The 17,897-nt window shown below is 75.7% G+C and carries 13 protein-coding genes; 8 read left to right on the forward strand and 5 right to left on the reverse strand.

The annotated features are described in order from the left end of the window. The first annotated feature begins 14 nt into the window (after positions 1 to 14). From GA0070606_RS21915 to GA0070606_RS21925, 3 genes are all read left to right on the forward strand, one after another. Entirely contained in the window at positions 15 to 1,049 is a 1,035-nt protein-coding gene (locus GA0070606_RS21915) for a lactonase family protein (RefSeq protein ID WP_091103641.1), read from the forward strand. 132 nt (positions 1,050 to 1,181) lie between these two features. Continuing rightward, positions 1,182 to 2,942 carry a substrate-binding domain-containing protein gene (locus GA0070606_RS21920; protein ID WP_091108000.1) on the forward strand — a complete coding sequence of 587 codons (1,761 nt, stop codon included), beginning with the start codon at positions 1,182 to 1,184 and terminating at the stop codon, positions 2,940 to 2,942. Positions 2,943 to 3,155: 213 nt separating this feature from the next. Next, on the forward strand, positions 3,156 to 4,640 hold the full coding sequence (locus tag GA0070606_RS21925) for a sugar transferase (protein WP_091103644.1): 1,485 nt from the start codon (positions 3,156 to 3,158) through the stop codon (positions 4,638 to 4,640). On the opposite strand, the gene GA0070606_RS21930 is transcribed toward GA0070606_RS21925, so the two are convergent. Next, on the reverse strand, positions 4,618 to 5,778 hold the full coding sequence (locus GA0070606_RS21930; protein ID WP_091103647.1) for a PP2C family protein-serine/threonine phosphatase: 1,161 nt from the start codon (positions 5,776 to 5,778) through the stop codon (positions 4,618 to 4,620). The genes GA0070606_RS21925 and GA0070606_RS21930 overlap by 23 nt on opposite strands. Before the next feature lie 96 nt (positions 5,779 to 5,874). Here GA0070606_RS21930 and GA0070606_RS21935 point away from each other — a divergent pair, with 96 nt between their 5' ends. After that, positions 5,875 to 6,408, forward strand: a complete 534-nt coding sequence (locus GA0070606_RS21935; protein WP_091103650.1) for a MarR family winged helix-turn-helix transcriptional regulator — start codon at positions 5,875 to 5,877, stop codon at positions 6,406 to 6,408. A 171-nt stretch (positions 6,409 to 6,579) separates the two neighbouring features. Here the strand turns inward: GA0070606_RS21935 and GA0070606_RS21940 are convergent, their stop codons facing one another. Next, the gene (locus GA0070606_RS21940; protein WP_245724764.1) at positions 6,580 to 8,238 is read right to left on the reverse strand and encodes a PP2C family protein-serine/threonine phosphatase; all 1,659 of its coding nucleotides are present in this window, start codon (positions 8,236 to 8,238) and stop codon (positions 6,580 to 6,582) included. Between the two features lie 129 nt (positions 8,239 to 8,367). Then, the gene (locus GA0070606_RS21945) at positions 8,368 to 9,606 is read right to left on the reverse strand and encodes an ROK family protein (protein ID WP_245724765.1); all 1,239 of its coding nucleotides are present in this window, start codon (positions 9,604 to 9,606) and stop codon (positions 8,368 to 8,370) included. Between the two features lie 77 nt (positions 9,607 to 9,683). Here GA0070606_RS21945 and xylA point away from each other — a divergent pair, with 77 nt between their 5' ends. The 4 genes from xylA (at position 9,684) to GA0070606_RS21965 (ending at position 14,984) form a co-directional block, all read left to right on the forward strand. Then, positions 9,684 to 10,871 carry a xylose isomerase gene (gene xylA, locus GA0070606_RS21950; protein ID WP_091103656.1) on the forward strand — a complete coding sequence of 396 codons (1,188 nt, stop codon included), beginning with the start codon at positions 9,684 to 9,686 and terminating at the stop codon, positions 10,869 to 10,871. An 11-nt stretch (positions 10,872 to 10,882) separates the two neighbouring features. Beyond that, positions 10,883 to 12,352 (forward strand): xylulokinase, encoded by a 1,470-nt coding sequence (gene xylB / locus GA0070606_RS21955; protein WP_091103659.1) that lies wholly within the window; start codon positions 10,883 to 10,885, stop codon positions 12,350 to 12,352. Between the two features lie 40 nt (positions 12,353 to 12,392). Continuing rightward, the gene (locus tag GA0070606_RS21960; RefSeq protein ID WP_176737388.1) at positions 12,393 to 13,496 is read left to right on the forward strand and encodes a DUF5925 domain-containing protein; all 1,104 of its coding nucleotides are present in this window, start codon (positions 12,393 to 12,395) and stop codon (positions 13,494 to 13,496) included. A gap of 63 nt (positions 13,497 to 13,559) precedes the next feature. After that, positions 13,560 to 14,984, forward strand: a complete 1,425-nt coding sequence (locus tag GA0070606_RS21965; RefSeq protein ID WP_091103662.1) for an MFS transporter — start codon at positions 13,560 to 13,562, stop codon at positions 14,982 to 14,984. A gap of 49 nt (positions 14,985 to 15,033) precedes the next feature. Here the strand turns inward: GA0070606_RS21965 and GA0070606_RS21970 are convergent, their stop codons facing one another. Both GA0070606_RS21970 and GA0070606_RS21975 read right to left on the reverse strand, forming a co-directional pair. Continuing rightward, positions 15,034 to 16,710 carry a glycoside hydrolase family 13 protein gene (locus GA0070606_RS21970; RefSeq protein WP_091108005.1) on the reverse strand — a complete coding sequence of 559 codons (1,677 nt, stop codon included), beginning with the start codon at positions 16,708 to 16,710 and terminating at the stop codon, positions 15,034 to 15,036. 64 nt (positions 16,711 to 16,774) lie between these two features. Further along, positions 16,775 to 17,854 (reverse strand): LacI family DNA-binding transcriptional regulator, encoded by a 1,080-nt coding sequence (locus GA0070606_RS21975; RefSeq protein WP_091103665.1) that lies wholly within the window; start codon positions 17,852 to 17,854, stop codon positions 16,775 to 16,777. Between the last annotated feature and the right edge of the window lie 43 nt (positions 17,855 to 17,897).

Genomic DNA, 17,897 nt, shown 5'->3' on the forward strand with positions numbered 1-17,897 from the left:
GGAGGGTGGATACGGTGACGGAGCAGGGCGGGATCGTCCACATCGGCGGCTACACGGCGCACAGCGGGGGCCGGGCCACGGGCATCGTCGCGGCGCGGCGGGACCCGCTCTCCGGCGCGCTGTCGCCGCTCGGCACCGTCGCGGTCACCCCGTCGCCCTCCTTCCTCGTCCGGCACCCGCGGCTGCCGGTGCTGTACGCGGTCAACGAGCTGCCCCACGGCGAGGTCAGCGCCTTCCGGGTCGGGTCCGACGGCGACCTGACCCCGCTCGGCACCCGGCCCACCGGCGGTGCGGAGCCCTGTCACCTGGCCGTCGTCCCGGATGGCGGCCATCTCGTCGTGGCCAACTACGGCGGCGGCAGCGTGGCGGTGTTCCCGCTCGACCCCGACGGGGTTCCCGGCGACCGGAGCGACCTGGTGGCGCACGAGGGGCACGGGCCGGATCCGGAGCGGCAGGAGCACGCGCACGCCCACATGGTGAACCCCGCCCCGGGCCGGGGCCCCCTGCTCGCGGTCGACCTCGGCACCGACTCGGTCTACCGCTACGACCTGGACGCCGCCTCCGGGCGGTTGGTGCCCCGGGCGCCCCGGGTGCGTACGGCCGCCGGCTCCGGTCCCCGGCACCTGGCCCGGCACCCCGACGGCCGGCGGTGCTGGGTGGCGGGGGAACTGGACGCCTCGGTCACCGCGTACGAGATGACCGACGGCGCGCTGCACCAGCGGGGCCGGGTCGACGCCAGCGACCGGCCGGGGCACGTCCAGCCGTCGGAGATCGCGGTCGGCCCGGACGGGCGCTTCCTCTACGTGGCCAACCGCGGGGTGGGCACCGTCGCTGTCTTCGCCCTGGCCGGCGAGCTGCCGGAGCTGGTCGCCGAGGTGGACACGGGCGGCGAGTGGCCGCGGCACTTCGCCCGGGCGGGCGAGCACCTCTACGTCGCCGACGAGCGGGCCGACATGGTCCGGGTCTTCCGGGTCGACCCGGAGACCGGCGTCCCGGCCCCGGTCGGCGAGCCGGTGCCGGTGCCGAGCCCCACCTGTGTCCTGCCCTGACCAGCCAGGATCGACGTAGCGGATCGAAGTGGTCACTAGTCGTCAACAATTTGGTGGTCAACTGTTTCTTCTGAGTAACTTTCGTCCGAACGGTTGTGGCAGCCACCCTGGCAGGTACGCACTATGGTCAGCGTGTCAGCAGGCCGCCATCGCATGCGCTCCAACGTTCACGCAGCTACCGCCGCTGCTGCCGTCGGCGTGCTCGCCGTAACGGCGGGCGGCTGGTTCGGCTACCAGCAGCTGGCGCAGCCCGACTGCACCGGCAGGATCGAGCTGTCGGTCGCCGTCGCCGCCGAGCTGGCCCCGGCCGTCGACGAGGCCGCCGCGCAGTGGGTGAAGGAGGGGGCCGCCGTCGGCGGTACCTGCATCGCGGTGAACGTCTCGGCGACCGACCCGGTCGACGTGGCCGCCACGGTCGCCGCCAAGCACGGCGTCACCCTGGCCGGCGTCGGGCAGGCCAGTGGCACGGCGGTCAGCCCGGACGTCTGGGTGCCCGACTCCTCGACCTGGCTGCTGCGGCTCAAGACCGGCGGCGCCACCGCCTTCGACCCGGGCAACGGGGCGTCCATCGCCCGCAGCCCGGTGGTCGTGGCGATGCCGGAGCCGGTGGCCTCCCGGCTGGGCTGGCCGCAGAAGAAGTTCAGCTGGGCCCAGCTCCTCCAGCAGGTGCAGAGCGACAAGCCGCTGCGCACCGGGATCGTCGAGCCGACCCGGGACGCGGCCGGCCTGTCCGGCCTGCTCTCGCTGACCGCCGTCGCCGGCGCCCCCGGCGGCCCGGACGCCGAGAAGGACAAGGTCGCCGCGCTGCGGGCGCTGGCCACCGACCGCTCGGCGCTGCGGCCGGACCTGCTCGCCCGGTTCCCCACCGCCTCGGATCCGACGACGATCGCCAGCAGCCTCGGCGCGGCGGCGCTCTCCGAAGAGGACGTCATCCAGTACAACAGCAAGAAGCCGCCGGTGCCGCTGGCCGCGCTCTACCTGGAGCCGGCGCCCGCGCCGCTGGACTACCCGTACGCGGTGCTGCCCGGCATCGAGCCGGCCAAGGCGTCGGCGGCGCGGGTGCTCTACGACGCGCTCACCACCGACGACTTCCGCGACAAGCTGGCGGCCCGGTCGCTGCGGGCGCCGGACGGCAACTGGGGCAAGGGCTTCGACGCGCCGCAGGGCGCGCCCAGCCCGGCGGGCGGCGCGTCGGCGCCGCCGGCGAACGGCGGTACGGCGGCGACCGGCGGCCTCGACCCGCAGAACATGGACCGCGCGATCTCCAGCTGGTCGATCGCGACCCAGTCCGGCCGGATGCTCGCCGTCATCGACGTCTCCGGCTCGATGAAGGAGAAGGTGGCCAACGCCGGCAACGCCACCCGGCAGCAGGTCACCGTGGAGGCGGCCCGGCGCGGGCTGAACCTCTTCGACGACTCCTGGTCGATCGGCCTCTGGACGTTCTCCACCGAGCTGGTCGGCTCCCGCGACCACCAGGAGCTGGTGCCGATCGGGCCGCTGTCGAGGCAGCGCGGCAGGCTGGAGCAGGCGCTCGGCTCCATCCGCTCCTCCAGCGGCAGCACCGGCCTCTACGACACGGTGCTGGCCGCCTACCAGGAGGTGCAGGACAACTGGGAGCCCGGACGGGTCAACTCGATCGTGCTGTTCACCGACGGCAAGAACGAGGACTCCGACGGCGTCACCCAGCAGCGGCTGCTGGTCGAGCTCAACAAGATCAAGGACCCGGAGCGGCCGGTGCAGGTCGTGATCATCGGCATCGGCGGCGACGTCAGCAAGGCCGAACTGAAGTCGATCACCGACGTCACCGGCGGCGGCGCCTTCGTCACCGAGGACCCGACCAAGATCGGCGACATCTTCCTCAAGGCGATCGCGCTGCGCAAGGCCCCGGCCTGAGTGGTGACGCAGGGCGCGAAGGGCCCGTCGTACCGTCGAATCCGGTATGGCGGGCCCTTTTCCGCAACCGGGTCCGTTCGGCAAAGTGACGGCAATACGTCGGAAGCAATCGTCCACCACGGTTGGCGGGGCAGGATGTCGTAGTGCTCCGCGGCCGGCCCGCGATCCGGACCGGCCGACAGGGGCGGTCGGCGTGCGAAGTGGGGAGGGCCGGTGACCTCGGCGACGCTGTTGACCCCCGCCAGAGCGGCGTCGCGACCGGACGAGACCTGGTCCGGCCCGACGGCCCGCACGGACGAGCGCGCCTACGTCCGTAACCTGGTGGTGCTGGACACCACGATCCTGACCATCGCCGTGCTCATCGGTTACGTGGCCCGCTTCGGCGGCGACACCCCGGGCGGCTCGAAGATCCCCTACGTCGTCGTGGCGCCGGGGCTGGTCCTCGCCTGGCTGGTCTCGCTGCGGGTGCTGCGCTGCTACGACGACCGGGTCCTCGGCTACGGCGCGGACGAGTACCGCCGGGTCAACGCCGCCAGCCTGCGCCTCGCCGGCGGCGTCGCGATCGCCGGCTACATCGCCGAGGTGGGCGTCTCCCGGGGCTTCCTGGCCATCTCGTTCGCGGTGGGCACGGTCGGCCTGGAAGTGGCCCGGTTCGCAGCCCGCAAGCGGCTGCACCGGGCGCGTTCCCGGGGCGCGGGCTGGTCGCGGAAGGTGCTGGTGGTCGGCGACACCGCGCACGTGCTGGAGCTGGTGCACACCCTGCGACGCGAGCCGTACGCGGGCTACCAGGTGGTCGGCGCCTGCATCCCGGACGCGCTGCTGGCCCCGGTCGCGCAGCGGCTGGGCGACGTGCCCGTGGTCGGTTCGTTCCGGGGCATCCCCGAGGCGGTCACCGCCATCGGCGCGGACACCGTGGCGGTGACGGCGTCCGGCGAGCTGACCGCCACCCGACTGCGCCGGCTCGGCTGGCAGTTGGAGGGCACCGGCGTCGACCTGGTGGTGGCGCCGGCGCTGACCGACGTCGCCGGCCCACGCATCCACACCCGGCCGGTCGCCGGCCTGCCCCTGATCCACGTCGAGGCGCCGGAGTTCCGCGGGGCCCGCAAGCTGGTCAAGGGCTTGGTCGACCGGTCGGTCTCCTCGCTGGCCCTGACGCTGCTGCTGCCCCTGCTGGCCGTCATCGCGCTGGCCATCAAGCTCGACAGCCGGGGGCCGGTGCTGTTCCGCCAGACCCGGGTCGGGCAGGGCGGCCGGGAGTTCGGCGTCTACAAGTTCCGCACCATGGTGGTCAACGCCGACGCCCTGCTGGCGGAGCTGGCCTCCCGCAACGAGACCGACGGCCTGATGTTCAAGATGCGCGACGACCCCCGGGTGACCCGGGTCGGGCGGCTGCTGCGCAGGTGGTCGCTGGACGAGCTGCCGCAACTGGTCAACGTCCTGCTCGGGCAGATGAGCCTGGTCGGCCCCCGCCCGCCGCTGCCCTCCGAGGTGGCCCGCTACGACGGGGACGTGGCCCGCCGGCTGCTGGTCAAGCCCGGCATGACGGGGCTCTGGCAGGTCAGCGGCCGGTCCGACCTGAGTTGGGAGGACGGCATCCGGCTCGACCTCTACTACGTGGAGAACTGGTCGCTCGCGGCCGACCTGACGATCCTCTGGAAGACCTTCGGCGCCGTGGTCAACAGCCGCGGGGCGTACTGATGCCGGGTCGGTCCTGCGGGCCGGTCCAGTCCAGGCACACCACCACCGCGTCGTCGACCAGGTCGCCGGCGACGAACGCGCGCAGGTCGCCGATCAGCGAGCGCACCGCGTCCAGCGGCTCCATCGGCCCGGTCCGGCGCAGGAACCGGTCCAGCGCCGTCTCGCCGTACCGGACGTCCTTCCCGGTGGCGTCGACGACGCCGTCACTGACCACGAAGAGCCGGTCGCCCCGGCACAGCTCGAAGCGCTGCTCGCGGTAGTCGGTGGCCTCGAACATGCCGAGCGGGAACTGCGCCTCCAGCGGCAGCTCCCGCACCTCACCGTCGCGCAGCAGCACCAGGCGGGGCGACCCGGCGTCGACCGCGGTCAGCGTGCCGGAGCGCAGGTCGAGTTCCATCAGCAGCGCGGCGAGGTGCCGGTCGCCGCGGTGCAGGTCGAAGATCGCCTGGTCGGCGAGGGCCGCCTGGTCGGCGAGCCTGAGGCCGCCGCGGCGGGCGTTGCGCAGCGCGTACGTGCCGAGCGAGGTGAGCATCGAGGCGGCCACCCCCTCGCCCGTGCCGTTGATGGTGCACAGCCACAGCCGCTGCCCGTCGTCGGACCAGTCGAAGCTGTCGCCGCGCACCGCGTACGCCGGTTCGAGCTGCCCGGCGAGGCTGAACGACGGCCGGATGCGGCTGCGCCCGGGCAGCATCTCCCACTGCATCTCGGCGGCGAGGGTGAGCCGCCGACTGCGCCGGGCCGTCCGGTACACGTCCGTGCCGGCGGTGACCGCGGCGATCTCGTGTGCCAGTGCGGTGGCGATCTCCGTCAGCTCGCCCAGGGCCGTCGGATCGTCCGGGACCGGGGTCACCCGCAGCACCCCCCGGCGTTCCCCGCGCATGGAGACCGGGAGGTAGCCGGCGCCGTCGGACACGATCGGGGTCTGGTGGTCGAAGCAGCGCCAGGCGGGGTGCCCCGGGCCGGTCACCGGCTCCCCGTCGGCGAGGGGCAGCAGGGCCGACAGCCGGTAGTCGACCTGGAGCAGTTCCACCCGCTCGACGCGGTGGGTCTCGGCCAGGACGTCGGCGATCCGGTCCAGCAGGAGATCGGCGGGCGCCTCGGTGAGGGCGCGCCGTGCCCGATTGACCGGTTCGCTCATCGTCGCTCCTTGGTCGCGAGCCCGCAGCAGTGGTTTCGGAGTAGTCTCGGGCGCACCATGGCGGAAGTGCACGGTCCCCCGGGGCCAGATACGAGTATGGCGGTCGAGCTCGACGAGGCGGCCGGTGCCCTGCTGACCGTGTGGGAGGCGGCGCGGGAGCGGACGACCAGCCGCGTCTCCGGCGCCCAGCTTCGCGCGGTCATGCTCGTCGAGCAGCACGACGGGATCAACCTGCGCCGCCTGGCCACCGGCCTCGACATGCTGCTCTCCTCCGCCAGCCGGCTCTGCGACCGGCTGGTCGCCGCGGGCATGTTGGAACGCGAGCCGGGCCGGCTCGACCGGCGGGAGATCTCGCTGCACCTCACCCCGGAGGCACACCGGCTCCTCGCCGAGCTGCGTGACGACCGGCGCCAGCAGCTCTCGGCGATCCTCGCCGACATGACCGCCGAGGGGCGGCAGGCCCTGCTGCGGGGGATGCGGGAGTTCGACGAGGCGGCGCGCCGCCGGAACGCGTCCGTCGAGTCCGTCGAGCCGGCCGGCCCCTGGTCCGGCGGGCGGGCGGAGCACCCGGTCGGGCCACCCCGGCAGGAGTGGCAGGCGGACGAGCCCCGGGTGGCCAGGACGGCCTGACCCGCCGGTCGGCCCGCGCCCGCCGCCGCGACCTGCCCCTCCGAGGTGGCCCGCCCTCCCGGCGTGGCCCGCCCTCCCGGCGTGGTCCGGTCTGTCGGCGTGGTCCCGTCCGCCGTCCGCCGTCCGCCGTCCGCCGTCCGCCGTCCGCCGTCCGCCGTCCGCCGTCCGCCGTCAGGCGGTGGGTGCCGCGGCGACCGCGAGCATCGCGACATCGTCCTGGCTCTGCCCGTCCAACCACTCGTCGACGAGGTGCAGGAGGCGGTCGACCAGCGCCGTGGGGGGCAGCCCGGCCGCCGAGGCCAGCGCGGCGCGCAGCCGCTCCTCGCCGAACATCTCGCCGTCGCGGCGGCCGCCGCGCGCCTCGGTCACCCCGTTGGTGTACGCGAGCAGCAGCTCGCCGGGGGCGAGCCGGACCTCGGCCCGGGCGAACCGGGCGGCGGCCAGCGCGCCCACCGGCATCCCGCCGACCGCGACCGGGGCGACCGTGCCGTCGGCGCGTACGACCAGCGGGGACGGGTGGCCGCCGCCGGCGATCCGGACCGTCAGCCCGCCGCGGGCGGCGCCGCAGAGCGTGCCGAGCAGCAGGGTGGTGAACTGGCTGCGCCGGGCCGCCTCCGGCGCGTCGAGCAGCGCGCGGTTGAGCAGCTCCATCAACTCCAGCGGCCGCTGCTCGACCAGCCGCAGGGTCTGCAGGGACTGCCGGACCCGCCCGGTCAGGACGGCCGCCCCGACGCCCTTGCCGCACACGTCGCCGAGGGCGAACAGCGCTCCGCCGCTGATCCGGAACACGTCGTAGAAGTCGCCGCCGATGCGCAGCCGGTCGCCGGCCGCCCGGTATCCGCCGGCGAGGGTGGCGCCGGGCACGGCCGGCAGCTCGGGCGGGAGCAGGCTGTTCTGCAACACCCGGGCGAGGTGGACCTGCTCGCCGTAGAGCTCGGCCGCGCCGAGGGCGGCCCCGGCCCGGTTGGCGAACTCCCGGGCCAGCTCGACGTCGCGCCGGTCGAAGTCGGGGCGCCCGGCGCGGCGGGCCAGGACCAGGGCGCCGGCGGGTCGGCCGGGTGCGCGCATCGGGCTGACCAGCACCGCGGCGGGGCGGCCGAAGTCGGGCGGCAGCACGGCGGCCAGCTCGCCGGGCTCCGGGGTGGGCCAGGGGCCCGGCTCGGTGGCGTGACCGCGGAGCGCCTCGGCGAGGCCGGGCAGCGCGCCGGTCAGCGACCACGGGGCGAGCCCGGTCGACGGCGCGGGGTCGCCCTCGGCGTACCGGACCCAGTGCGGCAGGTTCTCGGCGGGCGAGGGCGGCAGGTGGACCACCACGGCCAGGTCGGCGAGGTAGGGGACGGGGAGCGTCGCCGCCGCCCGTACCGTCTGGTCGCGGTGCAGGGACAGCCCGAGGCGGCTGCCCGCCTGGGCGAGGAACGCCGTCCGGGAGCGCTCGGTGCGCAGTGCCTCGGCGCGCGCGTGCTCCTCGGTGACGTCCCGCACGTACCAGGCGTGCCGCCCGGCGCCCAGGTCCTGCCGGACGCCGCGCAGCCGGCGGCCCCGGTGCTCGGCCTCGAAGGAGTCCGCGCCGCCCCGGGCCGCGTGGGCGAACGCCGCCACGGCGCACGTCGACAGCTCCGCGCCGGCCACGACCTCGGGGAGGAGCCGGGCCGCGACCGCGTTGACCAGCGCCACCCGTCCCGCCCCGTCGGTCGTCACGACCGCCTCGGTGAGCCCGTCGAGCAGCTCGCGGGCGAGCCGGGGGTCGGTCGGCAGGAGGTTGCCGGCGGAGTGCCGGGCGGGGGAGTGGGCGGGGCCCTCGGGGGCGCCGTCGCGAGGGGTGGTGGTCACCGTCGCTCGCCGGGCGCCCCGGTCCGTCGACCTGTGCGCATGCTGGTCGTGCACTCCTCGCGTGGGGGGTCGTTGCCTCGGGGCAAGCGTACCGAGGCGGTCGCCGCCCGCCCATCGGAGAAGCCGGGATCAGGGCCGACGGCCCAGCCAGCCGGCCGGCCGGGCGAGGATCCGGCCTACCACGGAACCGGCGCCGCCGACGGCCGCGGCGGCGCCGCCGAGCGCCGCGGGACGCACGGTGACCGGCGACCAGGCCGCGGTGAGCACCCGACGCGAGACCTCGGCGAGCACCGGCGGGCGGAGCCAGGGCGTCAGCGGGGCGTAGCCGCCGCCGAGCACCACGGTGTCGAGGTCCAGCAGGTTCACCACGCCCGCGACCGCGATGCCGAGCGCGGTCCCGGCGTCGGCCAGGGCGCGCGACGCGGCCGGGTCGTCGGCCGCGGCCAGCTCGGCGAGGCGGGTCGTCGCGGTGTCCGCCGGGAGGTCCGCGCCGGCCAGGCCGGCCGCCGCGAGGATCGCCTCCTGCCCGGCGTACGTCTCCAGGCAGCCCTGCCCGCCGCACCGGCACGGCCGCCCCTCGGGGCGGACCGGGACGTGGCCGATCTCGCCGCTCCAGCCGCGGGCGCCGCGGAACAGGGACCCGTCCAGGACGATGCCGGCGCCGATGCCGACCTCGCCGGAGATGTGCAGGAAGCTGGCGGGAACGCCCGGCCCGGCGTGCAGCTCGCCCAGCGCGGCGAGGTTGGCCTCGTTGTCGACGACCAGCGGTGGGACGCCGTCGACGCGCGCGGTCAGCGGTGGCTGCCCGGCGAGGAGCGCGGGGACGGGCACGTCGCGCCAGCCGAGGTTCGGCGCGAGGCGGACCAGCCCGGCGTCGTCGACCAGCCCGGGCACCGCGAGGGCCGCGCCGACCAGGGTGAGCCCCTGGCGGGCGGCGTCGGCGCGGGCGCGTGCGGCGAGGCCCGCGAGCCGGGCGAGCGCCTCGGCGGGGGAGACCGGCCGCAGGTCGGCGCGGTGCACGGTGTGGTGGCGGACCCGGCCGGTGAGGTCGACCACGCAGGCGGCCAGGTAGTCGACGTTGACCTCCAGCCCGAGCCCGGCCGGGCCGTCGGCGGCGAGCACCAGGCCCCGGGACGGCCTGCCGGCGCCGGTGCGTGGCGTGGGCTCCGCCTCGCGGACCAGCCGGCCGGCCAGCAGGTCCTCCACCACGGCCGAGACGGTGGCCCGGGTCAGGCCGGTCCCGGCGGCCAGCTCGGCCCGGGAGGGCGGGCGGTCGGCGGCGGCGATCCGGCCGAGCACCACGGCGAGGTTCCACTCGCGCAGGCTGCCCTGCCGGACCGCACCGGGCGGGGCGTCGGGACGGGTCACCCCTTGACACTGCCACAGGCCCGTCAAATAATTCAACCACTGAACAAATAGCGGACGACACCCCCGGAGGAACCGCCATGGCGCCCCGTCCCACCCCCGCCGACAAGTTCTCCTTCGGCCTCTGGACGGTGGGCTGGCCGGGCCGCGACCCGTTCGGCGACGCCACCCGGCCCGCGCTGGACCCGGTCGAGACGGCGCACCGGCTCGCCGGCCTCGGGGCGTACGGGATCACGCTGCACGACGACGACCTGGTGCCCTTCGGCGCGGACGCCGCCACCCGCGACCGGCACGTGGCCCGGTTCCGCAAGGCCCTCGACGAGACCGGCCTGGTCGTGCCCATGGTGACCACCAACCTCTTCAACCACCCCGTCTTCAAGGACGGCGGCTTCACCAGCAACGACCGGGGCGTCCGGCGCTACGCGCTGCGCAAGGTGCTGCGCAACGTCGACCTCGCCGCAGAACTGGGCGCCCGCACCTTCGTCATGTGGGGCGGCCGGGAGGGCGCCGAGTACGACGTCGCCAAGGACGTCCGTGCCGCGCTGGACCGCTACCGGGAGGCCGTCGACCTGCTCTGCCAGTACGTGGTCGATCGCGGCTACGACCTGCGCTTCGCCCTCGAACCCAAGCCGAACGAGCCGCGCGGCGACATCCTCCTGCCGACGATCGGGCACGCCCTGGCCTTCATCTCCACCCTGGCCCATCCCGACCTGGTGGGGCTCAACCCCGAGGTGGGCCACGAGCAGATGGCGGGGCTCAACTTCGCCCACGGCATCGCCCAGGCGCTCTGGCAGGGCAAGCTGTTCCACATCGACCTCAACGGCCAGCGCGGCGTCAAGTACGACCAGGACCTGGTCTTCGGCCACGGCGACCTGCTCAACGCGTTCGCCCTGGTCGACCTGCTGGAGCACGGCGGCCCCGGCGGCGCGCCCGCCTACGACGGCACCCGCCACTTCGACTACAAGCCCTCGCGCACCGAGGACATGGCCGGCGTCTGGGCGTCGGCGGAGGCGAACATGCGCACCTATCTGCTGCTCAGGGAGCGGGCGGCGGCCTTCCGGGCCGACCCGGAGGTCGCCGAGGCGCTGGCCGCCGCGCAGGTCGCCGAGCTGGGCACCCCGACGCTCGCCCCCGGCGAGACCTACGCCGACCTGCTCGCCGACCGGTCCGCGTTCGAGGAGTTCGACGTCGACGGGGCCGCCGCGAAGGGCTTCGGCTTCGTCCGGCTCAACCAGCTCGCCGTCGAGCACCTGCTCGGCGCCCGCTGAGGCGGCCGGCCGTGCCGCTCGTCGCGGGGGTCGACTCCTCCACCCAGTCGTGCAAGGTCGTCGTGCGGGACGCGGAGACCGGCGCCCTGCTCCGGCAGGGCCGGGCGCCGCACCCCGACGGCACCGAGGTCGACCCGTCGGCGTGGTGGTCCGCGCTGGCCGGGGCGGTCGACGCCGCCGGCGGGCTGGCCGACGTCGCGGCGGTCTCCGTCGCCGGCCAGCAGCACGGCATGGTCTGCCTCGACGAGAGCGGCGCCGTCGTCCGGCCCGCGCTGCTGTGGAACGACACCCGCTCCGCCGGGGCCGCCGCCGAGCTGGTCGAGGAGGCCGGCGGCGGGGCGGCCGGCCGCCGGTTCTGGGCGGACGCGGTGGGCAGCGTGCCGGTGGCCAGCTTCACCGTCACCAAGCTGCGCTGGCTGGCCCGGCACGAGCCGGAACACGCCGCCCGGGTGGCGGCGGTCTGCCTGCCGCACGACTGGCTGACCTGGCGGCTGGCCGGCGCGCCGGGCCTGGCCGCGCTGCGCAGCGACCGGGGCGACGCCAGCGGCACCGGCTACTGGTCGCCGGCCACCGGCGACTACCGGCTCGACCTGCTGGAGCGGGCCCTCGGTCGGGTGCCGCACGTGCCGGCCGTGCTCGGCCCGGCGGACCCGGCCGGCGCGGTGCGCCCCGACGCCTTCCGCGCCCCCGGCGGCCGGCTGCCGGACGGGGCCCTGCTCGGCCCCGGCACCGGCGACAACGCCGCCGCCGCGCTCGGCGTCGGCGCGCGTGCGGGCGACGTGATCGTCTCGATCGGCACCTCCGGCACCGTGTTCAGCGTCGCCGACGCCCCCGCCGCCGACCCCACCGGCGCCGTCGCCGGCTTCGCCGACGCCACCGGCCGTTTCCTGCCGCTGGTCTGCACGCTCAACGCCGCGCGGGTGCTCGACGCCGCCGCGGCGATGCTCCGGGTCGGCCTCGACGAGCTGGCGGAGCTGGCACTCTCCGCCCCGACCGGCGCGGACGGGCTGGTCGTGGTGCCCTACCTGGAAGGCGAGCGGACCCCCGACCGCCCCCTCGCGACGGGCGCCGTGCACGGGCTCACCCTGCGCACCTCGACCCCGGCGCACCTGGCCCGGGCCGCCGTCGAGGGGCTGCTCTGCGCCCTCGCCGACGGGCTCGACGCGCTCACCGCCCAGGGCGCCACCGCGCGCCGGGTGATCCTGGTCGGCGGGGGAGCCCGTTCGGCGGCCGTGCGCCGGATCGCGCCCGAGGTGCTGGGGATGCCGGTGGTCGTTCCGCCGCCGGGGGAGTACGTCGCCGACGGCGCAGCCCGCCAGGCCGCCTGGGTCGCGCTGGGCGGCGCGGCGCCCCCCACGTGGTCGGTCCGGGGCACCGAGGAGTACGCCGCCGCGCCCGTCCCCGCCGTCCGCGAGCGGTACGCCGCCGCCCGGGAGCACTTCCTCGACCGGCTCGACCGCGCCCCCGCCGACGACGGGTAAACGACTGTACGGGCGGCCCCCGGCTCGCGATCATCGACGGATGCGAACCACCCCCGACGCGGACGAGGCGCCCGGCGCCGGCATCCCCTCGATGCTCCAGTACGACGACGCGGACACCCCCTGCGACGTCATCGACGCGCTGGTCCTGGCGGACTTCGTCACCGGACGGCATCCCTGGTCGCACACGGTCCGGCTCTCCCGGGTGCGCCCCGACGCGCCGCTGACCGCCCCCGACGGGCGGCTGCTGCGTACGGCTGTGGAGAACCGGCAACGGTCCCGCCTGCTGGCCGGTGACGGCTGGACGGCCCGGGTGGTGACCTGGAAGGGGCGGGGCGCCGAGGTGACGGTCACGGCGGTGACCGAGGAGATCGGTCAGGCGGCGATCGACCGGATCGTCGACGGCGCCGCCGAACCGGAGGACCCGGGCGCCGGCCGGATCGGCTTCTGGCACCAGAATCCGCGCCGGGGCAGCCAGCGGGACGTGCGGGCCATCGCCGCGCCGGAGTGGGCGCAGATCCGGGCCAACTACGCCGCCGCGGCGCGTACCGCCCTCGACGGGCTGATGGCGACCGCCCCGGAGCACCTCGCCGGCCGGCTGGTGCTGCTGCACGGGGCGCCGGGCACGGGGAAGACCACGGCGCTGCGCGCTCTCGCCCGCTCCTGGCGCGACTGGTGCCAGGTCGACGCCGTGCTCGACCCGGACGTGCTCTTCGCGGACCCGGCGTACCTGTCCGAAGTGGCGGTCGGTGACGAGGACGGCGAGCACGGCACGGGTCGCCGGTGGCGGCTGCTCATCCTGGAGGACTGCGACGAGCTGATCCGGGGCGAGGCGAAGCAGGCCGCCGGCCAGGCGCTGTCCCGGCTGCTCAACCTCACCGACGGGCTGCTCGGGCAGGGACGAGAGGTGCTCGTCGCGATCACCACGAACGAGGACCTGTCCCGGCTGCACCCGGCGGTGGTCCGCCCGGGGCGCTGCCTGGCCCGGATCGAGGTCGGCCCGCTGTCGTACGCGGAGGCGACCGGTTGGCTCGGCACGTCGGCGGGGGTGCCGCCGCAGGGCGCCACGCTCGCCGAGCTGTACGCGCTGCGGGCGGGCACGCCGGCCACGCCGGCCGCCCCGCCCACGATCGGCGGCTATCTCTGAACCGCCCGACGCGCCCCGCGCGCCGTCACCCGCTCGTGACCTGACCCTGGTTGGCTGCCGCACATGGCGTTGATCAGGAGCGGGCCGGCGCGGGCCTGGGGCGGGTCGGCCGGGCACCGGTTCTACAGCGTCGTGGTCTTCGTGCTGCTCGCCTCGCTGGACAACGTGGCGATCGGCCTGGTCCCACCGCTGTACGGGCCCATCTCCGACGCCTTCGACGTGCCGCAGCGGCTGCTCGGCCTGGTCACCGCCGTGAGCTTCCTGGCCAGCGCGGTGGCCGCGGTGGGCTGGGCGTACGTCGGCGACCGCGCCAACCGCAAGCCGCTGCTGATGGTCGGCACCCTGATCTGGGCGCTGGGCACGGGCGGCAGCGCGGTCGCGGCGAACTACCCCGCCTTCCTGGCCGCGCAGCTCGTGGCGGCGGTCGGGCTGGGCGCGGTCGGGTCGGTCGGGTTCTCGGTCGTCACCGACCTGATCTCGCCCCGGCGCCGGGGCCTGGTGATGAGCTTCTGGGGGCTGTCCCAGGGGGTCGGCACGCTGGCCGGCACGCTGGTCGGCGGGCTGCTCGGGGCGGCCGACTGGCGGCGGCCGTTCCTGGCGCTGACCGTGGTCGGCCTCGTGGCGACGGCCGCCTACCTGTTCACCTACGACATCCGGCGCGGCCAGAGCGAACCGGAGCTGGCCGACGCGCTCGCCACCGGCGCCGAGTACGACTACCGGATCAGCCGGGCGGACCTGCCGAGGATCCTCGGCAGGCGCACCAACCGGTGGCTGATCCTGCAGGGCCTCACCGCCCAGGCGGCCTTCGGGTCGCTGGTCTGGCTGCCCGTGCTCTTCGCCGAGCGGGCCGAGGACCAGGGCTACTCCGCCGCCACCGCCGTGGTCGTGGGCAGCGTCTTCGCCACCCTGTTCCAGCTCGGCGGGGTGCTCTCCATCGTCGGCGGGCTGGTCGGCGACGCGCTGCAACGGCGTACGCCCCGGGGCCGGGCGATGGTCGCGGCGGTCGGCATCCTCGCCGCCCTGCCGTTCTACCTGGTGCTCTTCTTCGTGCCCGTACGCATCGACGTGCCCGACGGCGCCGGCGCGGGGACGGTGGTCCGCGCGGTGCTGGCCAGCGTGGTCACCGAGCCGACGGTCGGGCTGAGCCTGCTGACCGCCGTGGTGGCGCTGGCGCTGACCTCGGCGAACTCGCCGAACTGGTTCGCCCTGATCGCCGACGTCAACCCGCCCGAGCACCGGGGCACCGTCTACAGCCTCGGCAACCTGGTCAACGGCGTCGGCCGGGCGGCCGGCAACGGGCTGGTCGGGGTGGCCTTCCACGCGCTGCGGGCGGCCTTCCCGCCGCCGCTGAACTACGCGGTCGGGCTGGCCGCCTTCCAGCTCTTCTTCGTCCCCACCGGGATCATGTACTGGCTGGCGTCGCGGACCTCGCCGAAGGACATCGCCGCCGTCCACGACCTCCTGCACGACCGCGCCGAGCGCCTGTGAGGGCGCCCCGTCGACCCGCGTCGACGGGGCGCCCTGCACCGCTACGGCGTCAGGCCGTCCGCACCCAGACCGTCACGTCGGTGGGCACCGCGCCGTCCTCGTCCAGCGGGGCGCTGGCGTGCACCAGCTCGCCGCCGGCCGGCAGCGGCACGGCCGCGTCGCCGAAGTTGGTCAGCACCGTCAGCGCGCCGTTGCGGAACGAGAGCACCTCGTCGCCGGTGGCGAGCCACTCCAGCGGGCCCTCGGCGAGCCGGTACGCACGGCGCAGCCGCAGCGCCGTCCGGTACAGCTCGTACGTCGAGCCGGGCACGTCCCGCTGTCGGTCCAGGGCGTGCTCCGCCCAGACCGGCGGCTGCGGCAGCCAACTCGCGTCGGTCGGCCCGAAGCCGTACGACGGGGCGTCGGCCTCCCACGGGATCGGCACGCGGCAGCCGTCGCGGCCCCGCTCGGTGTGGCCGCTGCGCGCCCAGGTCGGGTCCTGCCGGGCCTCGTCGGGCATCGTGGTGTGCTCCGGCAGGCCCAGCTCCTCGCCCTGGTAGAGGTAGGCCGAGCCGGGCAGGGCGAGCATCAGCAGGGTGGCCGCCCGGGCCCGGCGCAGGCCGAGCGCCGCGTCCGGCTGCGGGTCGCCGATGCCGATGCCGTTGGGCCGCCTGCCGCCCACGGGCAGCCCCAGCCGGGAGGCGTGCCGCACCACGTCGTGGTTGGACAGCACCCAGGTGGTCGGCGCGTCGACGGCGTCGGTGGCCTCCAGCGAGCGGGTGATCACCGCGTACTGGGCCGGCGCGGTCCACGCGGCGAGCAGGTACTCGAAGTTGAACGCCTGGTGCATCTCGTCGGGGCGCACGTACCGGGCCAGCCGCTCGGCCGGCTCGACCCACGCCTCGGCGACCAGGATCCGCTCGCCCGGGTAGCCGTCCAGCACCCGCCGCCAGTCCCGGTAGATTTCGTGCACGCCGTCCTGGTCCCACATCGGCGGGCGCGGCTTGTCGACCTCCTGACCGGAGAGGATCTCCTGCGGCTCCTGCCAGTCGGCCAGGTCGGCCTGCTTGATCAGGCCGTGCGCCACGTCGACCCGGAAGCCGTCGACGCCGCGGTCCAGCCAGAACCGCAGCACGTCCAGGAACTCCGCCCGCACCTCGGGGTTGTCCCAGTTGAGGTCGGGCTGGCCGGTGTCGAACAGGTGCAGGTACCACTGGCCGGGGCGGCCGTCGGGCCCGGTGACCCGGGTCCAGGCCGGCCCGCCGAAGACGCTCTGCCAGTCGTTCGGCGGCTGCGCGCCGTCCGGCCCCCGACCGTCACGGAAGACGTAGCGGTCGCGCTCCGGGCTGCCCGGGGCGGCGGCGAGCGCCGCGGTGAACCACTCGTGCGCCGACGACGTGTGGTTGGGCACCAGGTCGACGATCACCCGCAGCCCGCGCGCGTGGGCCTCGGCGATCAGCCGGTCGGCGTCGGCGAGGCTGCCGAAGAGCGGGTCGACGTCGCGGTAGTCGGCCACGTCGTACCCGGCGTCGGCCTGCGGTGACGGGTAGAAGGGCGACAGCCAGACGGCGTCGACGCCCAGCTCGACGAGGTGGTCGAGGCGGGCGGTGATGCCGGGCAGGTCGCCGATCCCGTCGCCGTTCGAGTCGGCGAAGGAGCGCGGGTAGATCTGGTAGATGACGGCCCGGGTCCACCAGCCGGTGGCCGGGTCGCTGGGTCCGTCCTGGTGGTTCGCGTTGCTGTTCAGGGCCTTCTCCCAGGTGTCTAGCCGTACGGTCGGGTGCGGGTGCCGGAAAGGTCGGCGGTCCCCGTCAGTGTGCCCGGGGCGGCGCGGTCGATTCACGCACGATCAGGCGAGTGGGCAGGATCACGGGCGTCCCGGGCGTGTCGCCGGCGGGGGCGGTGCCGGCCGGGAGCCGGTCGTCGCCGGGGCCACCGGTCGGGCCGGGCCCGCCGCCGACGAGCGGATCGAGCAGCATCCGCGCGGCGAGCAGGCCCTGCTCCGCGGCGGGCTGGGCGATGGTGCTCAGCCCGACGACGCGGGCCAGATCGTGGTCGTCCACGCCGATGACGCTGACGTCCTGCGGCACCCGCAGGCCGGCGTCGCGCAGCGCGGTCATCGCCCCCATCGCCATCTCGTCGCAGGCCGCGAAGATGGCCGTCGGGGGGTCGCCGCGGCGCAGCAGCTCCGCGGTGGCCCGGGTGCCGCCGTCGATGGTGAACTGCGACTCCACGTCCAGCGCCGGGTCCGGGTCGAGGCCGGCCTCGCGCAGGGCGTCCCGCCAGCCCCGCCGCCGGTCGAGGTGGGTGGTGAAGGCCAGCTCGTCGTCGGGGTCGCCGGAGATGTGCGCGATGCGGCGGTGGCCCAGGCCGAGCAGGTGCCGGGTGGCGGTCCGCGCGGCGTCCACGTCGTCGATGCGTACGCAGGGCCAGCCGGGGACCACGCTGCCGGAGCTGACGGTCACCCCGGGCAGCTTCAGCTTCGCCAGGGCGGTCAGGTCGGCGGACCGCAGCGGCGTGGCGACCAGCATGATCGCGTCGACCCGCTTGTGCAGGTTGGCGGCGCGCAGCACCCGCTGGCGGGTCTGCTCCCGCCCGCCGAGGTTGTGCAGGAGCAGGTCGTAGCCCGACTGGTGGACGAACTCCTCGACGGACTCCACGACGGTGCCGAAGAACCACCGGGTGATCCTTGGGACCACGACCGCGATGGCGCCGGTCCGCCCGCCGGCCAGCCGTGAGGCGCTCGGCGAGACGGCGTACTCCAGTTGCTCGGCCGCCGCGAGCACGCGCCGCCGGGTCGCGGCCGAGACCGTCGGGAGCCCGCGCAGCGCCCGGGAGACGGTGGCCGTGGAGACCCCGGCCAGGCGTGCGACATCATCGATCTTCGTCACGGTGGTACCCCCGCTTCGCGCGCTGGCTCCGCCGCCGCCGGGT

Source organism: Micromonospora citrea (genome assembly GCF_900090315.1).
In the GTDB taxonomy this organism is placed as follows: domain Bacteria; phylum Actinomycetota; class Actinomycetes; order Mycobacteriales; family Micromonosporaceae; genus Micromonospora; species Micromonospora citrea.